The organism is Variovorax sp. P4_D9, from assembly GCF_056401695.1.
This window is the reverse complement of sequence record NZ_JBFUIU010000245.1, coordinates 1-11667: the sequence shown is the minus strand read 5'-3', so window position 1 is coordinate 11667 and position 11667 is coordinate 1. Positions and strand designations below refer to the sequence as shown.

Sequence of the window (11667 nt, the reverse complement as noted above, 5' to 3'; positions counted from 1 at the left end):
GTGCGGCAGCGTGCTCACGAGCGTGTTGAACATGAGGTCCACCTGCCCCGCCACCACGTCCGCCGTCGCGGGAGCCTCGCCCTTGTAGGGAATGTGCGTCATGGCGATGCCGGTGCGGTATTTGAAGTATTCCGCCACCAGGTGCGAGGAGCCGCCGTTGCCGGCCGACGCATAGTTCACCCGTCCCGGATGGGCTTTCGCATAGACGACCAGTTCCTGCACGCTTCGCACCGGAAGGGCCTGCGCGTTCGCCATGATCACGATCGGCACGGTCATCAGCAGCGAGACGGGCTTGAAGTCGCGGTTGGGGTCGTACGGCATGCGCTCGTGCAACAGCGGGTTGATCGCGACGGCACCGGTGCTGGCCACCAGCAGGGTGTATCCGTCCGCGGGGGCCTTTGCGGCTTCCGCCCCGCCGATGAAGCCGTGTGCACCGGGCTTGTTCTCGACGATCACCGCCGTCTTGAGGGACTCGCCCAAGGCCCGCCCGACAACCCGGGCGGCGACATCGGTCTGGCCCCCCGCCGGGAACGGCACGATGATGCGAATCGGCTTGGCGGGCCAGTGGGCCTGGGCGGCGGCCATGCCGGCGGCGAGCGCCAAGGCGCAGGCGAGGATTGTGCGACGGGCAGGAATCATCGTCAGCCGTTCGCAGGCTCGTCGAAACCGATCATCGACTTGACTTCGAGGTATTCCTCGAGACCGAACACGCCCATCTCACGCCCGTTTCCGGACTGCTTGTAGCCGCCCATGGGGGCCACGTAGTTGCTGGGCGCGCCATTGAAGAAGATGCGGCCGGCACGCATCTGCGCGCCGATGGCATGGGCCTTCCGGCGGTCGGACGAGAACACGTAGCCGCCCAGGCCGTACGGGGTGCCATTGGCGATCGCTACGGCTTGGGCCTCCGTGTCATACGGAATCACCGCAAGGACAGGGCCGAAGATCTCCTCCTTGGCGATGGTCATGTCCGGTTTCACGCGAGAGAAGATGGTCGGTTTGACGAAGTAGCCGCCCTCCAGTTCCGCGGGCCGACCCGGTCCGCCGCAAAGCAGGTCGGCGCCCTCGTCGAGCCCGACCTGGATATAGCTCTGGATCCGTTCGAACTGGGCCTTGTTGACCACCGGCCCCAGCGTCGTGGCCGGGTCTTGCGGGTCGCCGACCCGAATCCTGCCGGCCTCCTCCTTCAGCAGCGCCTCCAATTTCTCGAGCTGCTGCTCTTGGACCAAGATACGTGTCGGCGAGTGGCAGGATTGCCCGCTATTGGAGAAGCCTCGTGACACATTCCATCGCGCTGCGGCCGCGAGGTCCGCGTCGGGGAGGATGATGTTGGCGGACTTGCCGCCCAGTTCCTGACACACACGCTTCACCGTCGCCGCTGCGGCTTCGGCAACCAGGACGCCGGCGCGCGTGGACCCGGTGAACGACACGAGGTCGATGTCGACATGCCGGCTGATAGCGTTGCCTACGACCGGTCCATCGCCGTTCACGAGATTGAAGACGCCCGGCGCCACGCCCGCTGCGTGCATGACTTCCGCCAGGCCCAGGGCGCTCAATGGCGTGAACTCGCTGGGCTTCCAGACCACGGTGCATCCTGCCGCCAGGGCGGCGGCGAGCTTCGTGCAGATTAGCTGGATCGGCCAGTTCCAGGCGGTGATCAGCCCGCAGACTCCGATCGGCTCGCGCCGCACGATGTTGCTGCCGAGGCGCGTTTCGAACTCGTACTCGCGAAGGGTGACGATGGCTTGTCGAAACGCCTCGATTCCCGTGCGCGTGTGCGCCTTCAGGCTGCGGGGAGCGCCCATCTCGAGCGAGACCGCGGCCATGATGTCCTCCTCGCGCGCCTCGAATTCCTCGACCACGCGCTCCAGCAACGCGATGCGCTCGGCCTTGGTCGTTTCACCGAAGGATGCGAATGCCCTTCGCGCCGCGCCGACTGCACGATCGACGTCGTCGGCGCTGCCGAGGGCGAGGGTCGCGTAGGGAGTCTCGGTCGCGGGGTTGATCAGCGTGAAGCGAGCGGCGACGGGCGCCTCCACCCAGCGGCCATCCAAGTAGAACATTCCGTAGTGTTTCATTCGTATCTCTGAAGTGTTGTTGTGAGCCGATGCCAATGGGATGGCGGACCGCAACACTCATGCCACGCCGGCATGCTGAGCGATCAAGCCCTAAGCGCCGTCGCCGACGACACTCTGTCCTTCGGCAGGACACGAATGTCTTCGCGAGACAGCGCCGCGGGCGCAAAAACGCCGGTACGCAATTTGCGTTTGCTCCGTTCGAAGGGTCGACCGGGATCGGGACCCGCCTCAACCATCGGAATGGAATTCAAATGACGGATGTGAACGTCGGATACATCGGACTCGGCGCCATGGGCGGAGCGCTCGCGCGCAGGCTGCTCGGCAACTATCGGCTGCATGTCTGGGACATCAACCCCCAGGCTGCAAGCAGGTTCGAAGCCGCCGGTGCCGTGGTGGCGCCGACCGCGGCGGACCTCGCGAGGCAATGCAAGATCATCCTGCTGTGCCTGCCCCGCAGTTCGGACGTCCATCGCCTCCTGTTCGGCCCGGAGGGAATGGCAGAGGGCCTTGCGCCGGGTTCCATCGTGATCGACCAGACCAGCGGCGTGCCCGAGGAGACGCGCGCCATTGCGCATGAGTTGGCCTTGCGGCGTGTGGCCATGCTCGACGCCCCCGTGGCCGGCGGCGTTGCTGCCGCGGAGGAAGGCAGGATCACGATGATGGTGTCCGGGCCCGCGGCGGCTTTCGAACAGGTCGCCTCCGTCTTGAACGCCATCAGCCCGACCGTCGTGCGCTGCGGCGAGCGCCTGGGCGATGGACAGGCCATCAAGATGCTCAACAATTCGATGAACGCCGCTTGCCGCCTCGCGACCCTGGAAGTCGTCGCGATGGGGAGGAAGCAGGGTCTCTCGCTGGCGGCGATGACCGAGGCCATCAACCAGAGCACCGGCCGCAGCCGGATCTCCCAGGTCGCGCTGCCGGCGCTTCTCGCGGGCAAGGCTTCGAGCGACTTTGCGTTGACGCTCATGATCAAGGATGTCGACCAGGCCCTCCACCTGTCGATGAAGGCGGGGGCACCGCTTCCGATTGCCGGCGTCGCCCGCGCTTTGCTCCAGATCGGCGTCAATACCGTGGGGCCGAACGCGCGCCTGGAAGACATGATCGGGCTCATCGAATCGATGGCAGGGACGCGGCTGAGGGACGATGTCGATCGTGCCGAGACACCCGATACCGTCGACCCTCGGGCACCGACGCAGGGCCCCGTCATCGGCTATGTGGGTCTGGGTGCCATGGGCGGCGCGATCGTACGCAGGCTCCTCGACTGTTCCTGCAAGGTTCATGTCCATGACGTCCGGGTCGACGCCTTGCGGGAACTGGAAGCGGCTGGCGCCGTCATCGCGCCCGACCTCCCATCGCTGGCACGCGCCTGCGACGTGATCATGATCTGCGTGCCCACGTCCGCGGTCGTGCGGGAGGTGCTGTTCGGAAAGGGCGGGCTGAGCGAAGGTCTGGAAAAGGACAAGATCGTGGTCGACCAGACCACCGGCGATCCGGCAGCGACCCGGGCCCTGGCCGCCGAGTTGGAGGCCCTGGGGGTCGCGATGATCGATGCGCCGGTCTCGGGCGGACCGAAGGGCGCCGCGGAAGGAAAGATCGTCACCTTCTGTGGTGGCCAGCAACAGGCTTTCGCGCGGGTGCGCGCCATCCTGCAGCTCACCGGCCCGACAGTCGTGTACTTCGGCCCCAGCGGAAGCGGCAACGTGGCAAAGCTGATCAAGAACACGCTGGGCGCGTGCAATCGCCTGATCGCCTACGAAACCGTGGCGCTCGGCGTCAAGATCGGCTTGAAGCTCGGCGACATGGAGCGGGTGATCAACAAGAGCTCGGGCTGGAGCCAGGCCTTCGAACGCATCATGCCAGTCCTCGCCTCGGGCGGCCAGACGGCCAAGCTGCGGCTGGAGCTGATGGTGAAGGACTTGGACCTCGCCTGCCGGCTCGGCATGGAGGCCGGCGCGCCGATGCTCATCGCGCACACCGTGCGCAGCACGGTGGAGGCCGGCGCCAACGAGCTTGGCGGCGACGCCAACCTGGATGAACTCTCGCGGCTGTACGGAGCAAGAGCGGGCATCCGCTTCGCAGATGGCGCATCGCGCCAAGGATCACTGACATGACGAACCTGCAACCCTACCCTCAGCTGCACGCCGGTCGCGATGAGCCAATCCTGAATCCCGACTTGGCCATCATCGATTCAGCGCATCACCTGTTCGACCGTCCGGCGCTGCGCTACATGTTCGAGGACTACCTGGCGGACGTCCGTGCGGGGCATCGAATCGTGGCGTCCATCTTTGTCGAAACGCTGGCCTTCAGCCGCCCCGACGGACCGGAGCTGCTCCGGCCGCTGGGTGAAATCGAGTTCGCCAACGGCATCGGTGCGATGAGTGCCAGCGGCGCGTATGGCGACTGCCGCATCTGCGCAGGGATCGTCGGTCACGCCGACCTTCGCTTTGGCGAGCAGGTCGGCGTATTGCTCGACCAGGCGATTGCGCGCGCACCCGAACGCTTTCGCGGCGTGCGGCAGATCACCATCGAGGATGAAAGCGACGCGCCGTTCCGGTATGTCACGAACCGGCCCGCGCCCGGGATCATGAAGCACCCGAAATTCCACGCGGGCTTTCGCGAAGTGGTTGCCCGTGGCCTGGCCTTCGATGCCGCCGTATTCCACCATCAGCTCGACGAGGTCGCGGAACTGGCCGATGCATTCCCCGACGGCAGCATCGTGCTCAACCACGTCGGACAGGCCATGGCCATGGACCTGGATGCCCAGGGGCGCGCAGACGTGTTCGAGAAGCTGCGCGCCTCGCTGCGAGAGCTTGGACGCCGCCCGAACATCACATGCAAGGTCGGTGGACTGGGACTGCCCTTCTGGGGCTTCGGCTTCGAAAAGCGCGCCGACCCCGTGGGCTACCTCGAACTCGCCGCCGCATGGAAGCCGTATGTCGAGGCCGCGATCGAAGCATTCGGCCCTGAGCGGTGCATGATGGAGAGCAACTTCCCGCCCGATGGCCGCGCAGCCGGGTTCGTCCCCCTGTGGAATGCGCTCAAGCACATTGTTCGCGACGCATCGGCGGATGAGAAAGCAGCACTTTTCCGTCGCACCGCGGCACGGGTTTACCGCCTGTCCGTGCCGGATTGAAGATCGACGTGTTCACCCCCTTGCGTCGCGGGCTGGTGGACGTACCAGTGCCGGCTCATATCATTGCTATGGCGCCTCTGTCCTTCCACCCACTCGTCCGCGTTCTGCGCGGTGGTGACCCGCACTGGATCAGCCCTTCGAAATAGTGTTCCCGCATCTGCGCGATGAAGCGCGGATTGTCGGTGACCCTTGCCCACTTGCTGTGTATCTTCGCCTCGCCCCCCAGGCCCTTGCGCAAGAAGCTCCCGTGATCGATCTGTCCGAGCTGGGCATAGGCCGAAACCAGCCAGAGCTTGGACAGTTGAGTGAGCCCGATGCACAAGATCTTGGGCGAGTTCACGACCGGTGGCAGGTAGCGAACGCTGTCCGCGTTCACTGCGGGAAGGCCGCTGGCCACGAGCTCGGGCAGATCGCCCGCGGTGAGGCCTTTTTGCAGCAGGTCGCCGACATCCTAGCCGTGCGCGTGCCGGAAAGGAACGAGCCCCGCGTCAGTGAGGGCGCCGACGTGCTGGAAGTCGTTGTAAATCAAGGTAGCGAGTTTCATGGAAGGAGCCTTTGGATTGCCGATCGATGGATGGATTGAGGACCATCGACTTCGTTGTTCAAAGCTTCGGCGCCCCTCGTTTTACGACGTGGATCGCTCTCACAACAGGTCTCATCGTTGAAGACGAACGTGTCGTCTCTCGTGCCGTGACTGTGCTCGCCGAGCTGACGACGCCGGTGCTGCAGGAGCTGCAGCAGAGTGTGGTCTGGGCTTCGGACCTGGCTGCGCCAGGACTACGCGATGGAGATGGTCGAGACGAGCCGCCGGGTCAGTTTGCCTTCCCTGGTGCGCGAGGCGCTCCAGCACTGGTGATGCACGCCGCCTATTGGTAGAACTTCAGCGCAGCGTGGCCATGCGCAAATAGAACTCGCGCTCTTCGGGACGCTTGGACTGGGTCAGGATAATCAGATTGTGCGTCCAGGGCAGTTGTGTGACCAGCGGTGTCACTTTCTCATCGCCGATACGCCTCAAAAAACCGACGCATGCGAAATAGGTTTCTGCGAGTGAAGCCGCGTTGCCCTCGCATCGTGCTGATAGCACTCACCTGTCGCCCGAAGCCATGCCGCGCCAGTGCGTTGCCAAGCTCGTCGACCAGTTGAGTCGGAACCGGCACCCTGCCGGCGGCGCCCACCCCTTGCCGATGACGGTTGGGTCACCGCTCATGCCGACTGTCAAATCGGCGGCAGTTTTCCCGGACGATTTCGCTTCAAAACCCGCTCCTTCTCTCCGCCCGACACCGAACCGATACATTGGCGCTCATGGTGGTCAGCGTGCCGATCGGTAAGAGTCGTCACCTGTTTATTATCGCAAGTAAAAACAGGACCCAGGAGCAGGGCATGGATTTGAAAAGTTCGAGCGCCGAAATCTACCCGTCTCGGAGCGGCCGCGGCATCCAGGAGGCGCAGGTCTGGGAAGCAGCCGATGTCTTGCTGCACGAGGGTCTGCGCCCGACGATCGAACGGGTTCGCCAGAAGATCGGCAGCGGCTCGCCCAACACCGTGAGTCCCATGCTGGAACGCTGGTTCGCCACGCTCGGCAAGCGCCTGGAGGGTCGCRGCGGMAGCCTGGCCGATGGCGAGGCACAGCAGCTTCCSCTGGCCATCGTCCAGGCCGCCCAACAGTTCTGGGATGCCGCCCGGCGCGAGGCCGACCAGGTGCAGGTCCAGAAGACCGAGGCCACACGGCGCGAGCTCGAGCTGGAGCGCGCCGCTCTCACCCAGARGGAMGCCGARCTCCAGCAGCGCRAGAYCTCCTTCGAGCAGGCYCGMGTCGCGCTCGACGAGGCCCTCGCCTCGTCMCGYCAGGCRGTCACGGCCATGGAGKCCCAGATGCACGCGCAGCAGCAAGAGTCCGCTCGCTTGCTGAGCGATTCCGAAGCCGAGGTGCGGCGCCTTCGAAAAGTGCTCGACGAGGCAGTGGCCAGCAAGGAAGCCCTGCGAGAGAAGACGGGCATGGAACTCGCCGCCAAGCAGCGCGCCGCGGACGAGGCCGAGGAGCGCCATCTCGCGCACGAACGCCGCCTCCTCTCCGAGATCGACCGCGAGCGAGTCGCCACGCGCCAAGCCAGCGCCGACCTCGCCAAGGAACAAAAGGCCCGCCTTGCTGAAGCGGAGGCAGCTCGCACCGCTCTGGGCGCTTCCCAGCAAGCGCTGCAGGACGAGAAGGCTGCGCACCGCGACGCAGCGGCCACCTGGTCGCACGAGCACCAGGCGGCTCAGGTCGAGCTGGCCACCTTGCGCGAGCGCGCCGCCGGCGCAGAACAGCGGGCAACCGACCTCGCTACCCAGTTGCAGCGCCAGCAGGAGCAGTCTGAACGGGAGATCGCACAGCTCCGGGAGAGTCAGGCCGCCGCGGCGGCAGCAGTGCGCCAGTTGCAGGCCCCGCCGCGAGGAAGACGATAAGGCAAGAAAAACGGAGCAATCCGTTGGATTGCAGTAGGTCCGCAAGCGTGCCTTCTTCGAGGGCCTAAACGCCACGGCGCTCCCTCCAGATCAACGCGCCTACCAGGTTGGCGTCGCTGCCTACCTCGGCCTGCGCGAACGCAGCAGGATTGGCGCGCTGACGATGCCGGACGTGGAGAATGCCGTTCTTGCAGACATCGATGGTTCCTCGGACATCCGGCGGCCAGCCATGATGATTCCGAACCTGCTGCTGACGCTGGCCCTTCTCTACGCACTGATTAAGGGTATCCTGCCCCTGCCCGCCCTGTTCCTGGTTGCCACGGCGGTCGCGTTGCTCCTCAATTACCCTAAGCTGAAAGATCAGCACGCGCGCCTGGCGACCCACGCTTCAAATGTTCTCGCCGTGGTTTCCTTGATCTTTGCGGCGGGAATTTTTACGGGCATTCTCTCCGGCACGGGCATGCTGAAGGCCATGTCAGACGGTTTGTTGAACGTGATGCCCGGTTGGCTGGGTCCTTACATGGCGCCCGCAACCGCCCTGCTCAGCGCCCCGGCCACCTATGTGTTGTCGAATGACGCCTTCTATTTCGGAGTGCTGCCGATCCTGGCCGATACCGCTGGAACGTACGGTAATCTCGGCCGCCGAGATGGCTCGCGCCTCGCTGCTCGGCAGCCTCTGCATCTGCTGAGTCCGCTCGTGGCATCGACCTATCTGCTCGTGGCGCTGTTGGACATCGAATACGGGGACAACCAGCGATCTTCGTTGTCGTGGGTGCTCGGGCTGGTCGTGGTCGTGGTCATGGTGATCGGCGCGTTGGCGATTGGCGTTGTTCCGCTCGTCTCGATGGCGTGACGCCGTTGTGGTTTTGAAACGGCGGTTCACCTACCTGCCGCTTGCCCTGTCAGATTGAACAACCAGGAGATTTACGTGAAAGCCGCTCAACTCTTCGTCAAGGCGCTCGAGAACGAAGGTGTGAAATACATCTTCGGCATCCCGGGTGAGGAAAATATCGATGTGATGGACGCGCTGCTCGACAGCTCCATCAAGTTCGTCACGTGTCACCACGAGCAGGGCGCGGCATTCATGGCCGACGTCTACGGACGACTCACAGGTCGGGCCGGCGTGTGCATGTCCACGCTAGGCCCCGGCGCCACCAACCTGATCACCGGCGTCGCCGACGCCAACATGGACCGCGCGCCGGTCGTGGCGATCGCCGGCCAAGGTGCGACCACCCGTCTCCACAAGGAGAGCCACCAGATCCTGGACCAGGTCAGCCTGTTCAAGCCAATCACCAAGTACGCCGCCCAGATCCTGGCGCCCGAAATAGTGCCGGAGGTGGTGCGCAAGGCCTTCAAGGTGGCACAGACCGAGAAGCCGGGTGCCGCCTTCATCGACTTCCCCGAGAACGTGGCCGAGATGGAAGTCGACAAGCAGCCGATTCAGGTCCAGACAGCGTACACCCCCGAGGCGCCCGCCCATAAGATCGAACAGGCCGCCAAGCTGATCGGTGCTGCCAGGGCGCCAGTGATCCTCGCCGGGAACGGCGTGATCCGCCAGGGCGCCGCAGAGGCACTCGTCACCTTTGCCGAGGTGCTGCGTATTCCCGTCGCGAACACTTTCATGGCCAAGGGCGTCGTTCCGTTCACGAACGAACTGTCGCTAGGCACCATCGGGCTCAAGGCCACCGACCTCCCGTGGTTCGCCCTCCAGAAAGCCGATGTGGTCATCTGTGTCGGTTACGACATGGTCGAGTACCACCCGGACATGTGGAATCCCAAGGGAGACAAGACGATCATCCATATCGACGGCCTTGCCGCGGAGGTCGACGAGCGTTACATCGTGGCCGTCGGCGCCCTGGGGGACATCCAGTCGTCGCTGCGGGCCATCGCACTGCGGTCGAAGCCTCAGCCGTCGGTGCCATTCACGGCGGTTCGCCGTGCGATCGTGGAAGACCGTGCCGAGCATGCAAACGACACGGCATTTCCAGTCAAGCCCCAGAAAATCGTTTGGGACTTGCGGGAGGCTCTTGCCGCCGATGACATCGCGATTTCCGACGTCGGCGCTCACAAGATGTGGATGAGCCGCATGTACAAGGCGGAGCGCCCGAACACCTGCATCATCTCCAACGGCTTCGCTGCCATGGGCATCGCGGTTCCCGGTGCCATTGCCGCGAAACTCGCCTACCCGGAGCGGAAGGTCGTGGCGGTGACTGGTGACGCCGGCTTCATGATGAATTCGCAGGAGATCGAGACGGCCCTGCGCATGAACACGCCGATCGTCGTGTTGATCTGGAACGACTCAGAATATGGCCTGATCACTTGGCACCAGTTGCGCCATTTCGGGCGCCCCAGCCACATCACTTTCAACAATCCAGACTTCGTCAAATATGCCGAAAGCTTCGGTGCCAAGGGCTATCGCGTCGAGCGCGCTGAGGATCTGCTTCCCACGCTGAGGCAGGCAATCGCCGACGACACTGTGGTGGTGATCGACTGCCAGGTTGACTATGGCGAAAACATGAAGCTGACACATCGCCTGAAGGCGCTGAAGTCACCCTTGTGAGGCCACCAATGGAAGTTCGTTCACCTTTCGACGGTAGTCTGATTGCGACCCTGGCCGTGGCGGGCGAGGCCGAGATCGAGCGAGCCTTGTCCACGGCGCATGCCCTGTTTCGCGACCGCGCTGCCTGGCTGCCGCCCGCTCGCCGTATCGAGATCCTGCGCAAGGCGGCCCGACTCATGGAAGAGCGCGCGGAATCACTGGCTCTGGAAGCCGCGCGCGAGGGGGGCAAGCCGTTGCTGGACTCGCGCGTCGAAGTTGCGCGGGCCATCGACGGCGTTCAGCTATGCGTCGACGCGCTGCGGACCGAGGGCGGCCACGTGGTGCCGATGGACATCAACACCGCATCGGCGCGGCGCGTTGCGTTCACCCACCGGGAACCCATTGGCGTGGTGGTGGCGGTCAGCGCTTTCAATCATCCGCTGAACCTGATCGTGCATCAGGTCGGCCCCGCGATCGCCGCGGGCTGCCCGAGCATCGTCAAGCCGGCTGGCGACACACCGCTCTCCTGCCTGCGCTTTGTCGAGATCCTGCACGAGGCGGGACTGCCGCAAGTCTGGTGCCAGGCGCTGGTCATCGATGACACCGCCTTGGCAACCCGGCTCATCGCGGATCGGCGCGTCGGATTCCTGAGCTTCATCGGCAGCGCCCGTGTCGGCTGGATGCTTCGCTCGAAGCTGGCACCCGGCGCCCGCTGCGCGCTCGAGCACGGTGGCGTCGCGCCGGTCCTTGTTGCCGAGGATGCCGACCTCGACGCGGCACTGCCGAAACTCGTGAAAGGCGGTTTCTACCATGCCGGACAGGTGTGCGTGTCGGTCCAGCGCGTCTATGCGCACCGTTCGATCTGCGACAACCTCGCGCGTCGCATGGCGGACGAGGCCCGCAAGCTAAAGGTCGGCGATCCGTTGTCGGCGGAAACGGAGGTGGGCCCCTTGATCCGTCATCAGGAGGTCGAGCGGGTGCATGCCTGGGTGCGAGAGGCAGTCGACGGCGGTGCCACGCTGCTTTGCGGGGGCAAGCCGATCTCGAGTTCCTGCTATGAGCCAACGGTGCTGCTTGAACCACCGCCGGACAGCAAGGTCTCGACCGAAGAGGTGTTCGGGCCGGTCATCTGCGTCTACGCCTACGACGATCTGGACGAGGCAATTGCGCGTGCCAACGCGCTTCCGGTCGCCTTCCAGGCTGCCGTGTTCACCCGCAGTCTCTCAACTTCAATGCACGCTTACGAGCGTTTGGATGCCTCGACGGTGATGGTCAACGACCACACGGCATTCCGCGTCGACTGGATGCCTTTCGCTGGACTGCGCGAGTCGGGGCTCGGCGTGGGCGGCATCCCCCATACCTATCGCGACATGCAGACGGAGAAGTTGTTCGTCGGACCTTTGCCGTAGCGGGACTGTCACTTCGATGGCGTGGTCAACCAAAGGCAAGTCGAAGTATCAGCCATAGATGCTAGT

General features: G+C 64.6%; 11 protein-coding genes. 8 read left to right on the top strand and 3 right to left on the bottom strand.

From position 1 onward, the window contains the following. Positions 1 to 603: Bug family tripartite tricarboxylate transporter substrate binding protein (locus AC1DY5_RS24545; protein ID WP_478115595.1), on the bottom strand; the 603-nt coding region annotated here is incomplete at its 3' end. A 38-nt stretch (positions 604 to 641) separates the two neighbouring features. Further along, positions 642 to 2075 (bottom strand): aldehyde dehydrogenase family protein, encoded by a 1434-nt coding sequence (locus tag AC1DY5_RS24540; RefSeq protein WP_478115594.1) that lies wholly within the window; start codon positions 2073 to 2075, stop codon positions 642 to 644. Between the two features lie 29 nt (positions 2076 to 2104). Between AC1DY5_RS24540 and AC1DY5_RS24535 the strand changes: the two genes are divergently transcribed. The 4 genes from AC1DY5_RS24535 (at position 2105) to AC1DY5_RS24520 (ending at position 6084) form a co-directional block, all read left to right on the top strand. Then, on the top strand, positions 2105 to 4186 hold the full coding sequence (locus AC1DY5_RS24535; RefSeq protein ID WP_478115593.1) for an NAD(P)-dependent oxidoreductase: 2082 nt from the start codon (positions 2105 to 2107) through the stop codon (positions 4184 to 4186). Between the two features lie 62 nt (positions 4187 to 4248). Beyond that, positions 4249 to 5208: an amidohydrolase family protein gene (locus AC1DY5_RS24530; RefSeq protein WP_478115592.1), complete on the top strand. Its 960-nt coding sequence runs from the start codon at positions 4249 to 4251 to the stop codon at positions 5206 to 5208. A 247-nt stretch (positions 5209 to 5455) separates the two neighbouring features. Beyond that, complete coding sequence (locus AC1DY5_RS24525; protein WP_478115590.1) at positions 5456 to 5791, top strand: hypothetical protein; 336 nt, start codon at positions 5456 to 5458, stop codon at positions 5789 to 5791. Further along, positions 5788 to 6084 (top strand): hypothetical protein, encoded by a 297-nt coding sequence (locus AC1DY5_RS24520; RefSeq protein ID WP_478115589.1) that lies wholly within the window; start codon positions 5788 to 5790, stop codon positions 6082 to 6084. Before AC1DY5_RS24525 ends, AC1DY5_RS24520 begins: the two co-directional genes overlap by 4 nt. Positions 6085 to 6088: 4 nt before the next feature. On the opposite strand, the gene AC1DY5_RS24515 is transcribed toward AC1DY5_RS24520, so the two are convergent. After that, positions 6089 to 6292 carry a DUF1016 N-terminal domain-containing protein gene (locus tag AC1DY5_RS24515; RefSeq protein ID WP_478115587.1) on the bottom strand — a complete coding sequence of 68 codons (204 nt, stop codon included), beginning with the start codon at positions 6290 to 6292 and terminating at the stop codon, positions 6089 to 6091. Positions 6293 to 6510: 218 nt separating this feature from the next. On the opposite strand from AC1DY5_RS24515, the gene AC1DY5_RS24510 reads away from it, so the two are divergent. The 4 genes from AC1DY5_RS24510 to AC1DY5_RS24495 all read left to right on the top strand — a co-directional run bounded on the left by AC1DY5_RS24510 (position 6511) and on the right by AC1DY5_RS24495 (position 11601). Beyond that, the gene (locus tag AC1DY5_RS24510; protein ID WP_478115585.1) at positions 6511 to 7653 is read left to right on the top strand and encodes a DNA-binding protein; all 1143 of its coding nucleotides are present in this window, start codon (positions 6511 to 6513) and stop codon (positions 7651 to 7653) included. A gap of 163 nt (positions 7654 to 7816) precedes the next feature. Then, positions 7817 to 8506 carry a hypothetical protein gene (locus tag AC1DY5_RS24505; RefSeq protein WP_478115584.1) on the top strand — a complete coding sequence of 230 codons (690 nt, stop codon included), beginning with the start codon at positions 7817 to 7819 and terminating at the stop codon, positions 8504 to 8506. A 75-nt stretch (positions 8507 to 8581) separates the two neighbouring features. Further along, a complete protein-coding gene (locus AC1DY5_RS24500) occupies positions 8582 to 10213 on the top strand; it encodes an acetolactate synthase large subunit (RefSeq protein WP_478115583.1) in 1632 nt (543 codons plus the stop codon). An 8-nt stretch (positions 10214 to 10221) separates the two neighbouring features. Beyond that, a complete protein-coding gene (locus tag AC1DY5_RS24495; protein WP_478115582.1) occupies positions 10222 to 11601 on the top strand; it encodes an aldehyde dehydrogenase family protein in 1380 nt (459 codons plus the stop codon). The last annotated feature ends 66 nt before the right edge of the window (positions 11602 to 11667 follow it).